This window comes from Megalodesulfovibrio paquesii (assembly GCF_054653055.1).
In genome coordinates this window covers 1-19,574 of the sequence record NZ_BAAIGQ010000007.1, presented here as the reverse complement: position 1 = coordinate 19,574, position 19,574 = coordinate 1, and the positions used below count along the sequence as shown (strand labels likewise).

At 66.3% G+C, this 19,574-nt stretch carries 20 protein-coding genes and 1 tRNA gene; 5 read left to right on the top strand and 16 right to left on the bottom strand.

The features are described from left to right. Window positions 1-18: 18 nt before the first annotated feature. Window positions 19-1,074: an extracellular solute-binding protein gene (locus ACYQ00_RS16530; RefSeq protein WP_460033187.1), complete on the bottom strand. Its 1,056-nt coding sequence runs from the start codon at window positions 1,072-1,074 to the stop codon at window positions 19-21. Window positions 1,075-1,293: 219 nt separating this feature from the next. Here ACYQ00_RS16530 and ACYQ00_RS16525 point away from each other — a divergent pair, with 219 nt between their 5' ends. The 5 genes from ACYQ00_RS16525 (at window position 1,294) to ACYQ00_RS16505 (ending at window position 5,751) form a co-directional block, all read left to right on the top strand. Next, window positions 1,294-1,851 (top strand): LemA family protein, encoded by a 558-nt coding sequence (locus tag ACYQ00_RS16525; RefSeq protein WP_460033186.1) that lies wholly within the window; start codon window positions 1,294-1,296, stop codon window positions 1,849-1,851. Window positions 1,852-1,894: 43 nt separating this feature from the next. After that, window positions 1,895-3,784, top strand: coding sequence for a DUF2207 domain-containing protein (locus tag ACYQ00_RS16520; protein WP_460033185.1), 1,890 nt, complete (start codon window positions 1,895-1,897; stop codon window positions 3,782-3,784). Continuing rightward, window positions 3,778-4,410 (top strand): LemA family protein, encoded by a 633-nt coding sequence (locus tag ACYQ00_RS16515; RefSeq protein ID WP_460033184.1) that lies wholly within the window; start codon window positions 3,778-3,780, stop codon window positions 4,408-4,410. The genes ACYQ00_RS16520 and ACYQ00_RS16515 overlap by 7 nt, the downstream gene beginning before the upstream one ends. A gap of 18 nt (window positions 4,411-4,428) precedes the next feature. Beyond that, window positions 4,429-5,574, top strand: coding sequence for a M48 family metalloprotease (locus ACYQ00_RS16510; RefSeq protein WP_460033183.1), 1,146 nt, complete (start codon window positions 4,429-4,431; stop codon window positions 5,572-5,574). Between the two features lie 100 nt (window positions 5,575-5,674). Then, window positions 5,675-5,751 (top strand) — tRNA-Pro (locus ACYQ00_RS16505). Window positions 5,752-5,987: 236 nt separating this feature from the next. Here ACYQ00_RS16505 and ACYQ00_RS16500 read toward each other — a convergent pair. The 15 genes from ACYQ00_RS16500 to ACYQ00_RS16430 form a co-directional block, all read right to left on the bottom strand. Continuing rightward, complete coding sequence (locus tag ACYQ00_RS16500; RefSeq protein ID WP_460032469.1) at window positions 5,988-6,719, bottom strand: DNA-methyltransferase; 732 nt, start codon at window positions 6,717-6,719, stop codon at window positions 5,988-5,990. Beyond that, a complete protein-coding gene (locus ACYQ00_RS16495; protein ID WP_460032546.1) occupies window positions 6,716-6,880 on the bottom strand; it encodes a Com family DNA-binding transcriptional regulator in 165 nt (54 codons plus the stop codon). The genes ACYQ00_RS16500 and ACYQ00_RS16495 overlap by 4 nt, the downstream gene beginning before the upstream one ends. A 197-nt stretch (window positions 6,881-7,077) precedes the next feature. Then, window positions 7,078-7,557: a hypothetical protein gene (locus ACYQ00_RS16490; protein ID WP_460032471.1), complete on the bottom strand. Its 480-nt coding sequence runs from the start codon at window positions 7,555-7,557 to the stop codon at window positions 7,078-7,080. A gap of 158 nt (window positions 7,558-7,715) precedes the next feature. Beyond that, entirely contained in the window at window positions 7,716-8,675 is a 960-nt protein-coding gene (locus ACYQ00_RS16485) for a tail fiber protein (RefSeq protein ID WP_460032472.1), read from the bottom strand. Between the two features lie 9 nt (window positions 8,676-8,684). Then, window positions 8,685-10,973 (bottom strand): hypothetical protein, encoded by a 2,289-nt coding sequence (locus ACYQ00_RS16480; protein ID WP_460032473.1) that lies wholly within the window; start codon window positions 10,971-10,973, stop codon window positions 8,685-8,687. Window position 10,974: 1 nt separating this feature from the next. Continuing rightward, window positions 10,975-12,345 carry a phage tail protein gene (locus ACYQ00_RS16475; protein WP_460032474.1) on the bottom strand — a complete coding sequence of 457 codons (1,371 nt, stop codon included), beginning with the start codon at window positions 12,343-12,345 and terminating at the stop codon, window positions 10,975-10,977. Continuing rightward, the gene (locus ACYQ00_RS16470; RefSeq protein WP_460032475.1) at window positions 12,342-13,448 is read right to left on the bottom strand and encodes a baseplate assembly protein; all 1,107 of its coding nucleotides are present in this window, start codon (window positions 13,446-13,448) and stop codon (window positions 12,342-12,344) included. Before ACYQ00_RS16470 ends, ACYQ00_RS16475 begins: the two co-directional genes overlap by 4 nt. Continuing rightward, a complete protein-coding gene (locus tag ACYQ00_RS16465; RefSeq protein WP_460032476.1) occupies window positions 13,445-13,783 on the bottom strand; it encodes a GPW/gp25 family protein in 339 nt (112 codons plus the stop codon). The genes ACYQ00_RS16470 and ACYQ00_RS16465 overlap by 4 nt, the downstream gene beginning before the upstream one ends. 1 nt (window position 13,784) lies before the next feature. Then, window positions 13,785-14,168, bottom strand: coding sequence for a phage tail protein (locus tag ACYQ00_RS16460; RefSeq protein ID WP_460032477.1), 384 nt, complete (start codon window positions 14,166-14,168; stop codon window positions 13,785-13,787). Beyond that, window positions 14,165-14,881 carry a phage baseplate assembly protein V gene (locus ACYQ00_RS16455; protein WP_460032478.1) on the bottom strand — a complete coding sequence of 239 codons (717 nt, stop codon included), beginning with the start codon at window positions 14,879-14,881 and terminating at the stop codon, window positions 14,165-14,167. The genes ACYQ00_RS16460 and ACYQ00_RS16455 overlap by 4 nt, the downstream gene beginning before the upstream one ends. A 7-nt stretch (window positions 14,882-14,888) precedes the next feature. Then, a complete protein-coding gene (locus ACYQ00_RS16450; protein ID WP_460032479.1) occupies window positions 14,889-16,169 on the bottom strand; it encodes a phage late control D family protein in 1,281 nt (426 codons plus the stop codon). 9 nt (window positions 16,170-16,178) lie between these two features. Then, window positions 16,179-16,394, bottom strand: coding sequence for a tail protein X (locus ACYQ00_RS16445; protein ID WP_460032480.1), 216 nt, complete (start codon window positions 16,392-16,394; stop codon window positions 16,179-16,181). Then, complete coding sequence (locus tag ACYQ00_RS16440; RefSeq protein WP_460033182.1) at window positions 16,387-18,639, bottom strand: phage tail tape measure protein; 2,253 nt, start codon at window positions 18,637-18,639, stop codon at window positions 16,387-16,389. The genes ACYQ00_RS16445 and ACYQ00_RS16440 overlap by 8 nt, the downstream gene beginning before the upstream one ends. Next, window positions 18,579-19,169 carry a hypothetical protein gene (locus tag ACYQ00_RS16435; protein WP_460033181.1) on the bottom strand — a complete coding sequence of 197 codons (591 nt, stop codon included), beginning with the start codon at window positions 19,167-19,169 and terminating at the stop codon, window positions 18,579-18,581. The genes ACYQ00_RS16440 and ACYQ00_RS16435 overlap by 61 nt, the downstream gene beginning before the upstream one ends. A 122-nt stretch (window positions 19,170-19,291) precedes the next feature. After that, a partial coding sequence (locus ACYQ00_RS16430) for a phage tail assembly protein (protein ID WP_460033180.1) occupies window positions 19,292-19,574 on the bottom strand: 283 nt, incomplete at its 5' end.

The following is a 19,574-nucleotide window of genomic DNA, read 5'->3' as shown; positions in this document are numbered from 1 at the left end:
CCGAACGGAATGTTTGTCCTAATTGGCGGCCTTGATCTTGTCCAGGGCCAGGCCTTCCATGGACTCCAGCTTCACGGGAACAGGCGGGTACCACTTGATATTGTCCACCACTGCCTGGGGGAAGCAGCGCTCAAAGTCGGCGCGCACTTCGGGGGCCACGTGTTTGATGCCATCCTTGGAGGCGGTGGGGGTCTTTTCTTCGGTGGTGAAGTAGCCCGCGTTTTCAGGCTTCATCATGAAGTTGATCCACTTGTAGGCAGCAGCCACGTTCTCGGCCTTGGCCGGAATGGCGAAGGTGTCGATCCAGCCCAGGGCGCCCTGCTTGGGGGCCACGAAATCGATGGCCGGATTTTCGGCATGCAGCTTGAAGCCGCCGTTGTCCCAGGCCTCGGCCACGTACACTTCGCCGGAGCGAACGCTTTCCAGCAGGGCGTCGCCGTTGGTCCAGTAGGTCTTCACCAGGGGCTTGGCGGCGATGAGCTTTTCGGTCACGGCGTCCAGCATCTTCTGGTAGCCGGCTTCATCGGCGTACAGGGCAAAGGGATCAAAGCCCAGGGCATAGCCCATGGCGATGAGCGTGGGCCGCTTCAGGCGGTAGCTGATGCGGCCCTTGTGGGCGGGGTCGATCAAGGCGTTCCAGTCGTCGGCGCCTTTGGCCTTTTCGCTGTTCACCACCAGGCCGGAGGTGCCCCAGCAGAAGGGCGCGGCGTAGGATTTGCCATCCACCAGGGTGTTTTTCTTCACGGCGTCCAGCATGGAGGTGATGAAGAGATCAGCTTCCAGCTTGGAGTAATCCATGGGCTGGTAGATGCTGAATTCCGCCTGCACGGAAGAGATGCGGTCCTGGCTGGGCTGGGCCAGGTCGAAGCCGGCGCCGCGGGTGGCCCGCAGTTTGGCAACCATTTCCTCGTTATTGGAGTAGGTCACTTCAACGGTGATGCCGGTTTCTTTCTGGAACTTTTCCACCAGAGCCTGGGGGGCATAGCCCTTCCAGGTCAGCAGCTTAAGGGTCTCGGCCTGGGCTGTGGCGCTCCAGGCAAGCATGAGGCACAGCAGCAGCACAATCTTCTTCATGTCGGGCTCCTTGAGTAGGCGGATAGACGTCGTGATTCGAGGGAACAACGTATCGTTATTACTTCGCTGAAGCAGGACCAAACGTCAACTGGATTACATTTGGGTGACATTTTGCCCGTACCCTCAGGCAGGATTGCCAAATCTTTTGGACGGCGACGCAATTTCCGGATATGTTGACGGAAATACCCCTCCCCCTCGTGCCGACATGGAGACCAGCCCATGCTCTACTTCCTTGGATTTCTTGCCTTCCTCATCCTCATCGCCCTGTATGGCGTGGCCGTGTACAACGCATTGGTCCGCGGACGGAATATGATGGAGGAAGCCTTCAGCGGTGTGGATGTCCAGCTCAAAAAGCGGAGCGACCTGATCCCCAATCTTGTGGAGACCGTGAAGGGATATGCGGCCCACGAACGCGAAACCCTCGACGCCGTGACCAAATGGCGCGCGCAATCGCAGCAGGCGCACACCCGCGAGGAACTGGCCGCCTCCGAGGGCATGCTCGGGCAGGCGCTGGGCAGGCTCTTCGCCGTGGCCGAAAACTATCCCCAGCTCAAGGCCGATGCCAACTTCCGCGAACTGCAAACCGCCCTGGCCCAGGTGGAGGACGATTTGCAAAACGCACGCCGCTATTACAACGGCACCGTGCGCGACCAGAACATCCGGGTGGAGAGCTTTCCCAGCAGCATTGTGGCCGGCATGTTCGGCTTTGCCCGGGGGCAGTTCTTTGAGCTGGAAGACCCCGCCGACCGCGCAACCCCCCAGGTGCGCTTCAATTGATCCGCCGGCCGTTCAGGACCTCTGCCTTGCAAGGAGCCCCCGCATGATCCTCCGTCTGCTGCTGCTCATTCTGCCCCTGCTGTGCTGCTGCCCCAACCTTGCCTTTGCCGAGCAGGAACGCATCACCTCTTTTCTCAGCGAAATCCGCGTGGCCAGGGACGGCACCATCACCGTCGCCGAAACCATCCACGTGGTGGCCATGGGGGACAAGATCAAGCGCGGCATTTATCGCGACTTCCCCACCCTGTACACGGACCGTCTTGGCAACAGCCTGGAGGTTCCCTTCAACGTCATCGGCGTCCTGCGCGATGGCGCGCCGGAAAGCTGGCATACCAAGCCCCAGGGCAACGGTATCCGCCTGTACCTCGGCAAGGAAAGCACCTTCCTGAAGCCCGGCCCGCACACCTACACCATCACCTACTCCACCCGCTGGCAGCTGGGATTCTTTGATACGTACGATGAACTGTACTGGAACGTGACCGGCAATGGCTGGGACTTTGCCATCGAATCGGCCGAGGCGCTGATCACCCTGCCCTCCGGCGCACCCGTGACCCAGCTGGCCGCCTACACCGGGTACCAGGGCAGCCAGGGACAGGACTTTGCGGTGGAGGAATTTTCGGACGGCCGCGTGCACGTTGCCACCACCCGGCCCCTGGCCGCGCGCGAAGGGTTGACCGTGGCCGTGGCCTGGCCCAAGGGCTTTGTCGCCGAGCCAACCCAGGCGGAACGGGCAGGGCGTTTTCTTTCCGGCAACCTGGCTGCGGCCGTGGGGCTGCTGGGCGTGCTCGCTTTGCTTATATATTACTATATCACTTGGTTGCGTGTTGGTCGCGACCCTGCCAAAGGGACGATTTATCCGCAGTACAGCGCCCCCCAGGGCCTCTCCCCCGCCTCGGTGCGGCTGCTCATGCGCATGGGCGCGGACAACAAAACCTTTGCCACGGCCATTGTCAGCCTGGCGCAAAAGGGCCGCCTGCGCATCGACGAAGATGGCAAGGAGTTTGTGCTGACCAAAACCACCGGCGGCCGCACCCCCCTGACGCCCGACGAGCAAACCCTGCTGGACAAGCTCCTGGGCTCCCGCGCCAGCATCAAGGCCAAACAAGAGAATCACAAGGAATTCTCCGCCGCCCAAAAGGCCCTGGAAACCCGGCTGCTGCTGCAACACGAGAAGCTGCACTTCTTCAAGAATTCCAGGTATCTTATCCCCGGCATCCTGCTTTCTCTGGTGGTCCTGGGCATTGTGGCCCTTTCGGCCCGGGAGCCGGCCATGGCCGGGTTCATGTCCCTCTGGCTGAGCTTCTGGAGTCTGGGCGTGTATTTCCTCCTGCGCACGGCCATCTCGTCCTGGCGCAACCGTTCGTACGGTTCTGCCCTGTTCATGTCACTTTTCAGCATTCCCTTTGTTGCCGGCGAGCTCTTCGGGCTGGGCGCCCTGGCCTACGCCACCAGCCCCCTGGCGGCCTTGTGCCTGCTGCTCATGGCCGGCCTGCACTGCCTGTTCCATGAACTGCTCAAGGCCCCCACCCAGGAAGGACGCGCACTCATGGACGCCATCGAAGGCTACAAGCTCTTCCTCTCCGTCACCGAAGGGCCGCGGCTGGAACTGATGCAGCCAGTGACCATCACCCCGGATGTGTTCGAAAAACACTTCCCCTATGCCATGGCCCTGGATGTGGAAAAGCAATGGGGCGAGCGCTTCAGCCAGGCCATGGCCGCGGCTGGCCGATACGACAGCGACTACCACCCCGTCTGGTACACGGGCACGCGTTTTCACAGCGCCGCCATGGGCGCCGGCTTTGCCACCTCCTTTGCCAGCGCCTTCAGCTCGGCCATCTCCTCGTCGTCCACGGCGCCGGGATCCAGCTCCGGCAGCGGGGGCGGTGGCTCTTCCGGCGGCGGCGGAGGCGGCGGAGGGGGGGGCGGATGGTAGAGGCCGCAGCCAGCCCAGCATTTGCTTCAACCGACTGGATTTCCTTGCTTCTGGCCGGGCTGGCGCTTTTTCTGTTGCTGGACATCCTCGGCTGCATCATGGTTTACAACCGCCTCGTGCGCCTGCGGCAGACCGTGTGCAACGCCTTTTCCCAAATCGACGTGCAGCTCAAACGCAGGCATGACCTGATCCCGGCGCTGTTGGAAACGGTCAAAGGCTACATGGCCCATGAGCGCGCCACCCTGGAAGCCGTCGCCCACGCCAGAACCCTGGCCGGAGAGGCCCTTGCCGGGGTGCGCCGCCTGCGGCAGGAGGAGTTGCATTCCGTGTCCGAGGCCGAATCCCGCCTGACCAACAGCATGATCGCCCTCGTAGCCCTGCTGGAGGGCTATCCCCAACTCCGGGCGGACCGGCCGGCACTGGATCTCATGGAAGAACTGCGCACCACCGAAAACCGCATCGCCTTCGCCCGCCAGCACACCAACGACGCCATCCGCCAATTCAACATCTGCCGCGGCCGGTTCCCCAACAATCTGGTGGCCGGCCCCATGGGGTTTACCGACATCCCCTATCTGGACTTTGCCGATCGTTCCATTGAGCACGCGCCGGACACGCGCCTGCGCTAAGCCCCCGGAGAGACGAGCATGGACATGTTCGAAGCCCAGGAGGAAGCCCGCCGGCAGACTGGCAGCCTGGTGTTCTACTTTGTCCTGGCCATGGGCGTTGTGGCCCTGGCCGTTGCGGTGGCGACCCTGCTCGGGTGTCTGGTGTTCTGGCCCTCGCTGCTGACCGATCCCCAACAGCGGCCCCTGCTGCCCTGGGTGCTTGGCGGCGGCGCCGGCCTGATTTGCGGCGGCATCGCGTGTTCCTCCTGGCGCGCCACCCGCAGACTGCGACGCGGCGGAGGCGAGACGGTGGCCCGCATGCTCGGTGGGCGCAGGATCCCCTTGCATACCACGGCCCCTCTTGAGCGCAGGCTGCTCAATGTGGTGGCCGAGATGGCCGCCGCCTGCGGCGCGCCTCCACCAGGGGTCTGGGTGCTGGATCGGGAACAGGGCCTTAATGCCTTTGCCGCCGGCACCAGCATCGAATGGGCGGTCATGGGCATCACCCGCGGGGCCATGGAACGTCTTTCCCGCGACGAACTGCAGGCCCTGGCCGGTCACGAAATGAGCCACGTCCTGCATGGTGACATGCAACTGCACACCCGGCTCCTGGGCGTGGTGCACGGCCTCATGGCGCTCAGCCTGTTGGGCCGCACCCTGCTGGCAGCCAGCAGGCCATCCCCCCGGCAGGAGAGCGCGCCTGACGAGAACCAGGTGGTCCTGCCCCTGGCCTTCCTGGGGGTGTTGCTGATGGTCCCGGGTTGGCTGGGGTGGGCGCTGGGCGGCATGATTCAGGCGGCGGTCTGCCGGCAACAGGAGTATCTGGCCGACGCCTTTGCCGTGCAGTGCACCCGTGCGCCAGGGGCGCTCTCCTCCCTGCTGCAACGCCTCGGCGGCCAACCCGGCGCCGGGAGGTTGCGTTCCCCGCTGGCAGCCTCCGTGCCCTACATTTTTTTCCATGCCGGCCCGCCGCGCCTGTTCGAGCGTCTTTTGGCCAGCCATCCCACACTGGAAGAACGCATCCAGCGCATCGACCCGCAGTGGGACGGCGTCTTTCCCGATCTGCCGGCGGACGTGGACGCCCTGCTGCTGGAACTCGAGCACCTGCCGGGCGAAAACGGCCGGCAGCTGGCAGAACGCATCCGGCCCATGCTGCGCCGGCACGGACACGGCGACCCCCCATGACCTGTTTCCGCCCGCAACCTTTTGCCAGCCCCGCGGCGGCAAAGTCCATCCCCGCCCTTGCGCCCGCAGCCGAGATCGCGTACATAGTGTCGCTTCGCATCGGAGCGTAGCGCAGCCTGGTAGCGCACCTGCCTTGGGAGCAGGGGGTCGCACGTTCGAATCGTGTCGCTCCGACCAGATATTTCAAGCGGTTGCAGAATAATTCTGCAACCGCTTTTTTTGTGGTGGGCTGCCCTTGCCAATTCCAGACAATTTTAGTCTTAAATTTGTTATAGGAGACTGATCCACATGTGAGCTAGCGGGGGATTTGGCGCAGGCGGGACATTGTACGCCAGCGATTGCTTTTATCACAACCTGCACGTGCTTTTATCACCTCCTGTTGCGGGATGGATTATGCACGGCATGGTGTTTGCTCAGTTTCCCATCCCCTCTTCCGCCTGTCTGATCCGGTCTGCCGCCAGGGCTGCGTACTCTGGTGACAGCTCCACGCCCACGAACTGCCTGCCGGTCTCGATGCAGGCCAGGGCCGTGGTGCCGCCGCCCAGGAACGGGTCCAGGACGGTGCCGCCCTCGGGCGTTACAGCTAGCAGATCCTTGATGAGCGGGATGGGTTTGCTGGTCAGGTGCACCTTGGCGGCGGTGTTGACCGCGTGGCGGAAGATGCCGGGCAGGCAGCGATCGTGCACCCGCTGAAACGGCGGCTTGACCGCATACACCACATATTCGGCGTCCCGTCTGAACTCCCCGAGCATGGGGCGGGCGCTGGGTTTGTGCCAGATAACCAGGCCGCGCCATTCCCAACCCGCGGCCTGGACCACGTCCGAGGCCAGGGGCAGTTGCCGCCAGTCCGTGAACATAAGCAAGGGTGCGCCAGGCCGGGCGATGCGCCAGCACTCTGCCAGCCAGAGCGTGGCCCACAGGGCGTAACTGCGCTGGTCTTTGCTGTCGCCCAGCATGGCTGGGTAGCTCTTGGCAGTCCCGGTGTTTTGATATTTCGTCGCCGGATCACGCCGCCGGGCGCTCGCATGGGTGCCGCCGCTGGAATACGGCGGGTCTGTCACCACGGCATCCACCGAGGCCGCCGGCAGGTCCCGCAACACCGTGACCGCCTCTCCTTGAAACACTTTGCCATTGTCAAAGATCATCCGCACTTGCCTGCTCCCGTTGGAGCCTCTCGGGCCTCTTGCCTGGGGCTCGCGGCCCGCACGTGATTCATGGCCCCGCAGCGGGGGCATTTGATGGCGAGGTTCAGGGCTTCGCCTTTGGCCAAGAGTTTATTGCACTGTCCGCATCGGATTTGGTCCATATCCCTGCTTGATTGTTGGGCCTTGGGCCTGCTACCCATGCGGCGTCCGGGGGTACGCTCTGGACTCCGCATGGCGCAGCGGCCTCGGCCGTGGTCCGGTGTTGTCGCACCGGGCCGGTGGGGTGTGTCACCACCCCGCCTGCGCCTCCGTTTTGGCGGGCGTTAACGCGCTGTTAACGCCCGCAACTCATCTCACCTCATGCCAGCACCTGTGCGGCCCGCTCGCTGGTCAGCACCCCGGCCTGTACGGCCACAGCCAGGCCGGCCTGGGTTTGGGCGTCGTCCAGGTCGATTTCCGCGGCCGCTAGAACCAGGTCCGTGAAGTACATCACTTCCGGGAGGCTGCTGGTTTTGGCCGTGGCCCATTCCTGGGGCGACAGGCGGCGGATGAATTCGACCCGCGTCAGGATGCGCGAGCGGTCCATGGGTTCGGGCTCGGTCGTGTCGGGCTCTGGCTCCGGCTCTGGAATGGCCTCCAGGATCCAGGCCCCGCCGGCCTCCCCATTCTCCCCGGCTTCCCCGGCCTCCCAGCGCGCCCGCTGGCCCTCAGGGATGGCCGGCGGGGGTGTTTCCACACAGCCGGCCGGGATGAGCCATACGCCAGGCTCCAGGGGCGATTCGTCGGCCACCGCCTCGCCGAGGTAGTAGCCGGCGGCGTCTAATTGGTACACGATCACAAGAGGCTCCTTTTTAAGAGTTTCTTGGGGAAACTGAGTTTCCCCAAACCCCTTCCAACTATGGGTTCACGCACAACACTTGCCTTTCCTTCCCCCCCTATCCGGGGGGTTCGGGGGGACGGTGTTCCCCCGAGAGCCGTTTCTTTTGTGCCGTTTCCTCAGTATTTCACGCAGTACAGCAGCGCGATGTTGCGGGGCCTGGCCTCGGACGCGCCGTTGGCCGCAATGGAGATGCCGGTGACGCTGAATTCGCTGACACTGTTGACGCCGAACAAATAGTTGCCGACGCTGGTCATCACCTGGTTGGCGGGGGTGCTGCCGGGGTTGTAGCCGCTGTAGTTGGTGGTGTGCCGGTGTGATGGATCATTCACTCCATGGGAGTGCGAGAGGTTGGCCGAGGCCTGGGCGCTGCCCAGCGTGCGCCCGGCGTCGGCCCCGCGCCCGTCATCCCAGCCGCGCACGAACTCGCCGCGCAGGTCCGGCAGATTGAAGGTGGTGGAGCCGTCGCCCGCGCCGAATACCGTGCCGATGGCCGCGAACAGGGCGGCATAGGTGGTGCGGCTGATGGCCGCGCCGTTGCATTTGAGCCAGCCCGCCGGCGCGGCGGCCATGGCGAAGGCCAGCACCGCGCCGGCGGGCAGGATGGCGGCCAGTGCCGTGGCGGCGGCTTCGGCAGTGGCCACGGCGACGGCCACGTCCTGCCGGGCCTGGTCCACGCAGGCGGCCACATCGGCCTGGGCCTGGGCAATGGCCGCGGCCAGGTCCGCCGTCAGCTGGGCCTGGGCGGCGTCCACCTCGGCCAGCTTGGCGTCCACGGCCGCGCCCCAGGCGGCCAGGGAATCGGTCACGGTGCCGTTCCAGGCCTCCAGGTTGGCGTTGCCCACCTCGATGAGGGCGTCCAGGTCCGCGGCCAGATCGTCCACCAGGGGGATGACGGCGGAGTTGATGCGTTCCAGGCCGGCGTTTTGCAGCTCGGCCACGGCGGCCTCCCAGTCCACCTTGAGCTGCTCCAGCTCATGGAGCCGGCGGACCAGGCTGTAAAAGCGCCGGTTCAGTTCCTCGGCACTGAGGGGCGTCTTGCCGTCGATGAAGACGAATTTTTCCAGGTCCAGCGTCATTGCGGCCTCCTACAGCGCCACGTCCATGCGCTGGGCCACGTGGAAGCAGCTCAGGGGCGTGGTGGTGGTGCCTTCGATCTGGATCTTGTAGGAGGCGATGCCGTCCGGGACTTCCGGAGAGGTGGGGGTGAAGGTCACGGTGCGGCGGATGGTGGTGGCGTCCAGGGCCTGATCCTGCACCGTGCCGGTGTAGGTTTCCGCGCCACTGCGCAGTTTGACCTCGCAGGTGTGCTTGGCCGCGTCCCAACCCTCCAGACGCAGGATGACCTGGATTTCCGCGCTGGGTTGGGTCAGCGCCCGTTCGGTGGAAATGTGCCGGAAGGAGGTCCCGGCGCGCCTGGCCCGCAGCTTGCTGCCGGAGCAGCCCAAGGCCGGCATGACGTCGGAAGAGCCATTGAACACGGCCCGCAGCCGGCACATGGCCGGCAGGCCCAAGAGGCCGTCGGTGGTGCCGTCCACCAGGCGCACCCATTCGGCACTACCGCTGGCCTGGTATTCCAGGGTCAGGTCCGTGGCGTCGGGCACGATGGCCTCGTGCAGCAAGGAAAAGACGGCGATGCCGTCGGACAGGGAGACCGGGGTCAGGTCCAGCACCGTGCGCGGGTTCTTGAACTGGGCATAATACAAGGAGAACATCAGATCCTTGGTGAAGTCGCCCTGGAAGTATTCGCCATCGGTGGAATAAAACAGCGTGCCTTGGCTGTACTGGGTGCCCGAGACCAGGGCCACATAATGGTTGCCGCCGGTGACCAGCACCAGGGCGTAGCGCCGGCCGTTTTGCAGGTACACGGGTTCGGCGAACTCGAAACGCGTCTCGCTGCCGAGCTTGATGGCCTCGGGCTGGACCACGGCCCGGCCGATGGTCCGGTGGTGGTTGGGCAGGCCGTTCAGGGTGTCCATCAGATAGAGATAGACCGGGCCGGTGGAGGCCTTGGCCGTGAAGGTCAGGCCCACGCCGGTCAGCCAGCCGTTGGAGCTGTTCAGGAAGGTCTGGGCGTTGGTCGAGCCGTTGACGCTTTCGGTCACCGAATCGATGACCGTGTACTGCTCCTGCCAGGTGTGCACCCAGACCTGCCGGCCCTGGGTCAGCTCATGGCCCGGCGCGCCGCCCGCGCCCCAGGCCTCCATGTAGGTGGCATCGCCCAGGGTGACGCCCGCGGGCACCGCGCCTTCAAAGACCTCTTCGACCACCCGCGCCTGATCCACCTCGGCCCAGTACTGACCATTGGTACAAGATTGCCACGTGGGCGAGTACTCGATGCGCCGCCGGGTGCGCGTGCACTGGCGGGTGGTCACGGTCTGGAACTGGTACTGGCTGAGCGCCAGGCTGCCGGATTGGCCCGTCAGCTGCACGCGGGGCACCACCTCGTAGGCCGGCAGGATCAGGCCGTTGTGGTCCTTGACGCTCGTATCGTTGGGGTTGAAGGGGGCCAGCTGCATCTCGGTTTCCCCGGCCCAGGGGAAGCGCGCCCCCATCTGCACCAGGGCGTGGAACTCGGGATTGGTGGTGTCGGATTCGTCCTTGACCAGGAAATTATCCGCCTCATACTCCATGAACGTGGCCGGGAGCGCCAGCTTGTCCCGGATCACGGCCACTTCGGCGGCCAGCTGGGCCAGCAGGGGGCTGGTGGACTGGCTCTTGATCAGGGCGGCCAGGGCGGCCAGGTCGCTCATGATGGCGGCCAGTTTGGGGCCGGCCTCGGCAATCCAGGCGGCGTTGGCCAACGTGCTCTGCCAGACGTCGAAGAGGCGCATGAGCCGGGTGTTGTCCGCAATGCGCACCTCCTGAATGCCCGAGACAGTGAGGAGCACGGCGGCCACCTCGGTGTAGCCCATGGGCGCCACGGGCTGCTGCGGGTCCGTGGACTCCAGGCCCGGCGTGACCAGCACGGCGATGGTCCGGGCGCGCTCCATGGCCACCACGCTGGGCTCGGTCTGGCCGCTTTGCAGATCGATGAGGAAATCCCGCGGCTGCAGGTCGGTTTCCACCTCCTGGCCGATGACGGACAGGGTCAGCCAGCGGGAATCCTGCAGGGGCAGGTGGCTGAAAATGCTGATGGTCTCGGCCTGATCCTTGCGGTAGATGATGCCGGCCTGGCCGTCCCAGAGGCGGCCGGCGGCCATGTCCAGCTCCGTGGCGCTCTTCTTGGAAACGGTCAGCCCGACGAACATGCGCTCGGCGGTGATGGCGTCCATGACCAGATGCTGGTGCATCTCATCCATGAAGGTCTGGGTGTTATTCAAATCAGCGGCCTGGAACTCCTGGCGGTCCCGGAAGACAACGAATCGGGATGGCATGTTAGACAACCTCCAGTTGTCGCTCGCCCACCACCGTCGCGCCGGCCTTGAGGCTGGCGCTGCAGGTCACGGTGCGGCGGTTGGTGATACGGACGTCAATTTTGTCCGAGAGGCGCACGGCCTCGCGGCCCACGCGGCGCATGCGGTCAATCCAGCCCTGGGCGTCCACGGTGGCCAGGAAGCGCCGGCCGGAAAAATGGCGGCCCACAAAGGCCACGTGGCGGGACTGCGGCCGGAGCAGGTCCACGGCGGCCTCCCCGTGATGCGCCGGGAAGCCGCCCAGGCGGAAGGCCCCCAGGAACAGGGAGGCGTCGCGGGCCGGGAAGGCGTTGCGGGCCGGGTCGAAGAGCCTGGTGCGCCGGTAGATGCGGTCCGCGGCGCGGCTGGCGTGGGGAAAGCACCTGGCCAGGCAGGCCCCGCCCTTGTCGGGAAAGACGTCTGTCCAGCGATTGCCCAGGAAGACCACCTGGCTGCGGTGGCCGGGCTGGGCCACCAGCTCGTAGCCCACCCGCACGGGCTCCAGGGAGGGCTGCACGGCCAGCGCCCGGCGGCGGTCCAGCTCATCGGCATACGGCGCGGCCTGCTCCAGCAGGTAGTAGCGTGATGCGGCGTCCAAGTTTGCCAGGAAGCCATGGAGCAGCCCGCCGCACATGACGGCGCGGCCACGGCTGTCTCCGCGCCCGGCATCGCCCGGCAAGGCCACCTGCACCGTGCGCGTGGCCTGGCGCTCCAGGCGCTGGCGCTCGGTCTGCAGGCTGTGCAGGGGCGTTTCCCGTGCCGTTTTGGGATCATACAGCGTCACCTGATCGCCGATGCGCAACAGGGCATCGCCCCGCGCCAGGAACCGCGCCCGGCCATATCCGAACGTGTCCCCCACATGCGCCCCCACGGCCACCCCGGCATGCCGGTACGGGTAGACCCGCACTTCCGGATGCGGGGCCAGCCAGGCGGCCCGCTCGTCCGCCGTCAGGCTGCCGCCCAGATAGCTCTTGGTGGGCGGCGAGGCGGCGAGCAAGTTACGTTTCAGGAAGGTGCGGAAATAGAGGGCCAGGCCGGCCTTGGTGCCCTTGAGGCGGTGGAATTCCACAAACCGCCGCGTGACCTCCAGGCGTTCCGGGGTGGACTCCAGCAGGTCATACAAATCCACGTGCCAGCCCCAGGCCACGGCGTCGAGGACCTGGCCGCCCAGGCGCTGGGCATAGCCGGACAGGTCCGCATAAATGTCCAGCAGGTCAATGGCCGCAGTCACCCCGGCCAGCTCGCCCTGCACGGCCGCGGCCGAGGTCTGGATGGTCGGGTCCGCGGCGATGGAGCCGGGCAGCAGGTCCGCAAGGGCCAACTCTCTGATGGAGGTCTTGACGGCAGGCGTCATGCTTCCATCCCTCCGAAGACCACTTGCATCTCATCCACCTGGGCCACCTCCCAGGCGGCCAGGGCGCGGGGGGCGGGACTGGTCACCTCCACCCGCGTGGCCCCGGCGTCCATCAAGAGCGCCGTCAAGCGGCTGGGGTTCAGGTCCCGCCCAAGCTTCGCAGCCTGCCAGGTGACGTACTCCTGGGCCGCCTGGGCCACGCGGGCCGTGATGGTCCCGGCCTGGGCCGCCTGGGCCGGGTCCAGCCACCAGGTGGCCGCCACGCCATAGGCCACGGCCACGGGCGTGCACACCTGGACGATGTCCGTCAGCGGCCGGACGTCCTCACGGTTCAGGGCCGCGGCAATGGCCGCGATGACCTCGGCCGCGGGCAGCGCCCCGCCGCACAGGGGATAGACGTCCACCTGGCCCGGCGAGGGCGAGACCACGGCCACGTCCGTCACCCCCTGGTGAGCGGACAGGGCGTGGTAGCGGTAGGCCTCGGCCGGGCCGCAGATGCCCAGGGCCTCCGGGGCCAGCTGGACGCGGACCCGGAAATGGTCGTCAGACTCGCCATCGCAGCCGCCGTAGGACGGGGTGACGTTGGCCACGCGGTCCACGTAGGCGATGGGTTCCACCATCTTGTTGATCTGCCCCGGCACAAAGCCGTTGCCCACCGCGCCGGCCGCGCTGCAGGTGGCCACGCCTTCGGCGGCCAGCTGGCCGGGGGCGATGACCAGCGTTTCGGCCAGCACAAACACGGCCGCATCCGCGCCATTGCCGGCCACGGCCCGCGCCCCCGCCGGCACGGCCACGGCCCATTCCAGGGGAGCCACCAGGCTGTAGCGCAGGGTGGTCCGGGCCGGCTGGGACGGCAGGCGCACCGTCTGCAGCAGCTCGCCCAGGGCGTCCAGGTACGGCCCCGAGGCGTACCGGACCAGATTCTGCTTGGCCGTCCAGTCGATCAAAAAGCGCTGGTGCGACAGGGTGTAGGCCACGCTCTCCAGGAACAGGCGCACGGGGTCGCCGGGATAGAGCGTCTTGCCCGCGGCCAGTTCATAGGCGGCCATGACCTCGGCCTGCACCCGGCTGGGGTCCGTATCCACGAACATGAGCTCGCTCATAGCGCCCCTGCCTTGATGGTGATGGTGACCACGGGAAAAAACGCGCCGTCAGCATTGGCGGCCTGGTCCGCGGGCAGCTCGATGCGTTTGACCCGCACCCGCGGTTCATGGCGCTCGATGGCCTCTGCCAGGCTGGCCATGGCCCGCGCCGCGCCCATGGGGCCGGGCTGGTCGATGTAGCTGCCGTCCCCGGCAAAGGTGCGGTCCAGGACCACGCTGCCCAGATGGGTCAGGATGATCAGCTGCACGCACTGCATGATATCTTCCACGCCCGTGGCCCCGATGAGCAGCGCCTCGGGCCGGCTGCGCAGGATAAGCGTCGTTTCCATGCCCATCTTAATGGTGTTCCTTCAGAGACAGGTTCACCCGCAGCACCTGAGGGCGGCCCCGGCCATCCGTGCGCAGGCGGGTCTCGGACAGGCTCTCCAGGACATAGCGCCCCCACAGCTCGCCCCCCAGCACCAGATAGTGCGGCGCGCCGCCGTCCTGCAGGCCGCGCAGGTGTTGCAGCTCCTCGGCGGGGTCGCACCAGGGGGCGCAGAGCAGGATGTCCAGCCGGGACGTTTCCAGGCCGTAGCCCAGCCACTGCAGCCGGGCCTTGCCGTCCACCACGGCATGCTCGGCAAACTGCACCTTGCGTTCCCGGGAACAGGCTTCCCAGGTGCGGATGGTCTCGCTGGAAACCTCAAAGGCCACGCTGCCCAGGCTGCCGACGTTCATTGCCCACCCCCGCCGTCATCAATCTTTTCCGACCAGATGCCTTCCTCCAGCAAATCTTTGCGAAAGGCGGCCTGGGACATGGCCCCCATGATCAGCACCTGCGGGGCGTTCAGGACGATCATCCGCGGGGCCTCGATCACCACGTAGCCCTCGCCCTTGAGCGCCCGCCAGTCCTCGGCTGCCGGTGGTTCCGGCGGTTCCGTGGGCAGCTGTTTTTCTTCCTTCAATTTGATGAGCAGGTTTCCTTCAACAATGCGCAGGGTGCACAGGTCGCCCTGCAGCTGCTCGTCAATACCGCCACCCTCCGCAGCACCCTGGACGTGCCGAAACAGCCGGTGGGACCGGCGGTCATACCCGGTTCTTGAACCGTCCTTGAAGGCCCGTTCCTGGACGTCCGCCCCGCCCGCCGCGGCCAGGGCCGGCACCGGGTCCGGCCCGGAAAAGATGGAGCCCAGGTAGACGCCCTGTTCCTGGCCATACGGCAGGGACAGGATCACGCCCTGGTCGCCCACGTCGGGCAGCCAGGCGTCCTGGTCCGCCGTGGCCTTGCGGCAGAGCACGGGCACGGTGTGCGTGACCAGGCCGTCCTGATCCTGCATCTGCACCCGCACCCGGTGCCGGGCCGGCTCCAGGCCCACCACCAGACCAATGCGGATGACGTGGTTGGTCTCGCCCCGCTGGCGGTGCAATGCGTCCATCAAGGTGCCCAGCATGATAGCCTCAATAGTTGAGCGTTTTGCGGATGGAGATGGAGGTGGTGTAGCCGGCGGATCGGTTCAGGGTGTGCGTGGCCGTCTCCACCATCCAGGCGCCGTCAAAGCGCCCCCAGCCCTGGACCTGCACCACCAGGCCGGCGTACAGGCGCGGGTCGCCCATCAGGTCCAGGCTGCCCGTCCATTCTTTCTGATTGGCCTGGCGCAGTTCGTTGGCCGCCACGCGCTCGGCCTCGGCCTGGCTCTCCACCCGCGTGTTGATCTTGAGCGTATGGCCCACCTGTTTGTCTGTTTCGGCCCGTTCCGGGGCGCAGCCTGCGGACTTGAGGGCCTTTTCCTCGGGCTCCCAGTAGTCGCACGAGGCGTCGCCGTAGGTTTCGGAGGATTGCGTGGAAAACTGGAAGCGGCTCACGGCCGTCACCCCGCGGGCAATGGCCAGGCTGGGCGGCTGGGCGTCGGCCTCTTTGGCCGACCGGATCACCAGCCGGTCTTCGCAGACCTTGACCGTCAGCCCCTGGCGCTCGGCCACGCGCTTGATCAGGGCCAGGTCGCTTTCCTGGCGCTGGTCCAGGCGCACAAAGGCGCATTCGTCCCCCTCATAGTGCAGGGCGAGCCCATGTTCCGTGGCCAGATCCCCGGCCACGGTCTTCAGGGATGCGTGCTCCCAGGCCCGGCTTTTGGCCTCGCGCCTGAGCGGCGTATCCACCGCCGCGGACACGGCCCGCACCCGGACCACATCCGGCGGGCCGCTCAAATCAATCTGGTCGATGGTGAAGCTGCCGCAGGCAAGCTCCAGGCTGTCCCCGTCCGCAAACCAGTTGCGGCACTGGATGGCCGCGCGCAGGCGGTCGCCCTTGTCGGGCATCCAGCCCATGGCCCAGGCGTGGTCCCGATCCTCGAATTCCAGCTGCAGATCATCGGCCTGGCCGTGGGCGTTGTCCGTGTAGGTCACGGACAGGCAGTACGGGGCCACGTCCTGACTGACGTCCGCCAGGTCCGTCTTGGATGCCGAGGCCTGGGCCATGAGGGACAGGACGGCGTGGCGGGATAAAGAAGTGGAAGGAAAGGACGGGGGAACTGAGTTCCCCCGCGCCCCCTCCCATTGGGTGGACGTTTGGGTGGACGCCGTGGAAGAAGTGGATGAAGCCGAAGGGTTGCCTTCGGGCGTCTGCTGCGGCGCGGCCACGGGCACGGCGTCCGCCCGCTCGGAGGCCGAAAAGGAAAACGGCTCCCGGCTGCCGGTGGCAGGCGTGGTCCCTTCGGATTTGGAAAAGGAAAAGTCGCTCACCGCCGCCTCCTACCGCCGCCATGGCGGGCGGGTGTCCGCCGTGGTCAGTTGGGTGCCGGCCGGCAGCTCGGGCACCGTGAGCACCACCCCCGGCCCGAAGACCACGGCCTCGCGGTGGGCCGGGTTGGCGGCCAGCAGATGATGGAAGAGCGTCTCCCGGCCCCAGAGCCGGAAGGCGACCAGGTCCCACATGTCCCCCTGCTGGGTGGTGTAGGTGCTAGGCATAGGACAGCCTCCGCTCCTGGTGGAGCAGCTCCCGGATCAGCCGGGCCAGGGCCTCCTTGTCTTGCGCCAGGGCCTGGGCCAGGCCTCCGGCCGCGTCCTGTCCCGTGCCCTGTCCCGAGCTCTGCACGGTGATCTGCGGGGCATAGTGGATGGTCAGGCCGCCGGGGCTTCCTGCCCCGCCGGCTGCTCCCGGGCCAGCCGGCACGGCTGCGCCGCTGCCCGCCGCATCACCAGTCGCCGCCCCCATTGCACCACCTGACGCGGGGTCAAGGAGCGCTGCAACCGCGCCCAGGTGTTGCCCCAGGGGATCCACCAGCGGCCCGGCCCCGGCACCCTGGATGCCGGCACCCAGGGTGCGCACAAGCATGCCGCCCTGGTGCGTCACGTTGGAGAGTGGCCCTTCCTTGGCATCAGATCGATTGAATAAGCTTGGAATTTTGGACAGCACGCCCTTGACGGCGTCATAGGCCGCCCCCCCCATACTGGTGATGCCCGAAATAAAGGTATCGATCAGCCGCCGCCCGGCCCCGGACAGGTCCAGGGTGGAGAGGTACTGCAGCGCCTGGCCCAGTGAGGTCTCAATCTTCCCGGGTACCCCTGCCAGACTGGCCAGGGCCGAATCCCACATGCCGGTTACACTTTTGCCCAGCCCGCTAAAAAATCGCCCCACTCCGGCCCAGGCATCCTGGATGCCCTGCACGACACTGAACACCGCATACACACCCCAGTCGATGAGATTCACCCACCCCGAGATGGCTGCGCCCAGGGTCTGCCCCACGGCCTGCCCCCAGGTCCGCGCTCCTTCCGAGGCCTGCATATTCGCTGGTCCACCAAAAAGATCACCCAGGAAATTGGTCACACTGGAAAACGCGCTCTTGACCGGGGCCAAGGCCTCCCCCCAAGCAGAGAGCGCCTTGCCCACGCTCTCGAGGGCTGGACCAGCCTCATCCTTCAGGCCTTGCCAGACACCCTGAAAAAAACTCTTGAGCGGTCCCCAGTGTTGGTAGACCAGGTACCCAAGCCCCGCCAAGGCGAGCACCGGCAGGAGCGCAGGACTCAGCGCCAGGAGCCCGGCCTTAAGACCGGAGAGCGCTGCCCCGACAGACCCCAGCGCCGGCACAGCTCGGGTCAGGGAAGACAGCCCCCCGGCGGCCGAGGCCAGGCGCATGGTCTGCAACAGGGCGAGGCCCGCGCGCAGCGAATGCAAGGGGCCGGTGACAAAGGTCAGGGCGTAGCCAAGGCCGATTGAAGCCACCTTGAAGGCCATCAGTCCTGCTACCGCGCCCACAACCACCTTGGTCAGTTCAGGATGCGCATTGGCAAAGGTGTCCACAGCGCTGGCCGCTCTGGTCAGGATCGCAGTCGCCCCCCGCACCACCGGCGCAAGCACATTGCCAATGCTGATCGCCAGGGACTCCGTGGCGCTCCCCAAGGCCTTAAACTGCCCCATCAGCGTTTCCTGCTGCTTGCGGGCTACTTCGGCCGCGGCCCCTTCCTCCTTGATTTGTTCGATAAACGCCTGCAGCTCTCCGGAACTGGACTTGTTCATCAGTTCCGTGGCCGCAGCCAGGGCTTCCACGCCGAATATGGTGGAAAGCACATCCGCGCGCTGGGCCGTCCCCAGGCCCCGCTTGGTCATGGCGGCGTTCATTTCCGCCAGGATGGTCGGCATATCCCGCAGGTTGCCTTTGGCATCTTTGGCATGTACGCCCAGCCGCTGCATCATTTTCGCGGCTTCCTTGGGCGGCGAGGCCAGACGGGCGTACATGGCCCGCATTGCCGTACCAGCCTCAGAGCCCTGGATACCCACGTCCCCCAGCTTGCCGGCCATGGCCGCCACAGTCTCTACCCCCACCCCGAGACTTTTGGCCACCGGGGCCACATACTTCATGGTATCGCCCAGCATCGCGAGCGAGGTATTACTGGACGTGAAGGTGTTGGTCATCACATCGCCCAGGTATCCCATCCGCTCGGCCGGCAAACCAAACCCGGACAGAATATTGGAGGCGATATCCGCAGCCTGGGCCAGATCAATATTGCCGGCTGTCGCCAAATCCAGCATGCCGGGCATGGCGGCAATTATGTCGTTGGCCTTGAATCCGGCCATGGCCAGATACTGCATGCCACCTGCGGCTTCCGAGGCGCTCCAGGCCGTGGTGGCCCCCAGCTCCCGGGCCGTGGCTGTCAGACGCCTGAACTCCTCACCCGCCAGATCGAGCTTGCCCACCGCACCGACCCTGGCCATGGATGCTTCAAATTGGCGGCCACCCGCACCGGCGCGGCCAGGGTCAACCCCATGCCCACCGCGCCCAGCATCTGCCCCCGCAACTCGCCCCGGCGTTCAGTCACCGCATCCCGGGCCGCCAGGGCTTGGCCCATGCGGGCGTGGGCCTGCATGGCCTGACCCAGCTTGCGTTCCTCCGCCGCAAACCGGGCCGCGTCCCGCGCGCCGTCGGTCAGGGTGAAGTTGTACTTTTTGGCTTCTTCCGAGACCTTGCGATACGCCAAATGCGCCGCGGCCAGTTCGGTCTTGATGCGCGGGTTGGGCTGCAAGGCCCGGCTGGCCGCGCCCTGCACTTCATTGATGCGCCGCTGGGCAGCTTGCAGATCCTTGGCCAGGGTCTGGCCCAGGCGGGCCTTGGCCAGACCTTTTTCCAGCCCGTCGCCCAGCTCCTTGCCCAGCCCGGCTAGGCCGCGCTTGGCCTGGCCGAGGGTGGAGCCGAAGCTGCCGGCCAGGGCAGCCCCGATGAGGAGGGAGACGGCGAGCTTGCTCATGGGGTCCTACGTGCGGGTGGGGATGGGGTCGAGGGTGGCCAGGGCCGTGAGCCAGGCGGCCAGTTCTTCCAGGGTCAGGGCCAGGAGCTCCGCCCGGCTCCAGCCCGTGGCCGCGGCCAGCCTCAGGCAGGCGGCGCGGAGCTGGGCTGCGACGTCCGGGCCGCGGCAGGACGCCGCAAAAAACCGCTGAACACCTCCTGCAGCTGGCCATAGTCGGCCAGGTCCAAGAGCTCCAAACACTCGGGATTGACGTCGCACAGGCTGGCAAAGAGATGCAGCTCGCGCTGCTGCTCACTGCCCAGGGATTCCACGGCCAGCATGTCCTTGACCGTGGGCCGGCGCATGGTCAGGCTGTCCACGGTCTTGCCGTCAAACACCACAGGATAGGCCAGGGGCACGCCCTGG

What these genes read in the sequence shown, in the direction of transcription:
- ACYQ00_RS16520 (WP_460033185.1), top strand. Translation starts at nt 1,895, where the DNA reads ATGATCCTCCGTCTGCTGCTGCTCATTCTGCCCCTGCTGTGCTGCTGC.
- ACYQ00_RS16525 (WP_460033186.1), top strand. Translation starts at nt 1,294, where the DNA reads ATGCTCTACTTCCTTGGATTTCTTGCCTTCCTCATCCTCATCGCCCTG.
- ACYQ00_RS16470 (WP_460032475.1), bottom strand. Translation starts at nt 13,448, where the DNA reads ATGAGCGAGCTCATGTTCGTGGATACGGACCCCAGCCGGGTGCAGGCC.
- ACYQ00_RS16445 (WP_460032480.1), bottom strand. Translation starts at nt 16,394, where the DNA reads ATGCCTAGCACCTACACCACCCAGCAGGGGGACATGTGGGACCTGGTC.
- ACYQ00_RS16475 (WP_460032474.1), bottom strand. Translation starts at nt 12,345, where the DNA reads ATGACGCCTGCCGTCAAGACCTCCATCAGAGAGTTGGCCCTTGCGGAC.
- ACYQ00_RS16440 (WP_460033182.1), bottom strand. Translation starts at nt 18,639, where the DNA reads ATGGCCAGGGTCGGTGCGGTGGGCAAGCTCGATCTGGCGGGTGAGGAG.
- ACYQ00_RS16495 (WP_460032546.1), bottom strand. Translation starts at nt 6,880, where the DNA reads ATGGACCAAATCCGATGCGGACAGTGCAATAAACTCTTGGCCAAAGGC.
- ACYQ00_RS16515 (WP_460033184.1), top strand. Translation starts at nt 3,778, where the DNA reads ATGGTAGAGGCCGCAGCCAGCCCAGCATTTGCTTCAACCGACTGGATT.
- ACYQ00_RS16510 (WP_460033183.1), top strand. Translation starts at nt 4,429, where the DNA reads ATGGACATGTTCGAAGCCCAGGAGGAAGCCCGCCGGCAGACTGGCAGC.
- ACYQ00_RS16500 (WP_460032469.1), bottom strand. Translation starts at nt 6,719, where the DNA reads ATGATCTTTGACAATGGCAAAGTGTTTCAAGGAGAGGCGGTCACGGTG.
- ACYQ00_RS16465 (WP_460032476.1), bottom strand. Translation starts at nt 13,783, where the DNA reads ATGGGCATGGAAACGACGCTTATCCTGCGCAGCCGGCCCGAGGCGCTG.
- ACYQ00_RS16530 (WP_460033187.1), bottom strand. Translation starts at nt 1,074, where the DNA reads ATGAAGAAGATTGTGCTGCTGCTGTGCCTCATGCTTGCCTGGAGCGCC.
- ACYQ00_RS16460 (WP_460032477.1), bottom strand. Translation starts at nt 14,168, where the DNA reads ATGAACGTCGGCAGCCTGGGCAGCGTGGCCTTTGAGGTTTCCAGCGAG.
- ACYQ00_RS16485 (WP_460032472.1), bottom strand. Translation starts at nt 8,675, where the DNA reads ATGACGCTGGACCTGGAAAAATTCGTCTTCATCGACGGCAAGACGCCC.
- ACYQ00_RS16455 (WP_460032478.1), bottom strand. Translation starts at nt 14,881, where the DNA reads ATGCTGGGCACCTTGATGGACGCATTGCACCGCCAGCGGGGCGAGACC.
- ACYQ00_RS16435 (WP_460033181.1), bottom strand. Translation starts at nt 19,169, where the DNA reads ATGAGCAAGCTCGCCGTCTCCCTCCTCATCGGGGCTGCCCTGGCCGGC.
- ACYQ00_RS16480 (WP_460032473.1), bottom strand. Translation starts at nt 10,973, where the DNA reads ATGCCATCCCGATTCGTTGTCTTCCGGGACCGCCAGGAGTTCCAGGCC.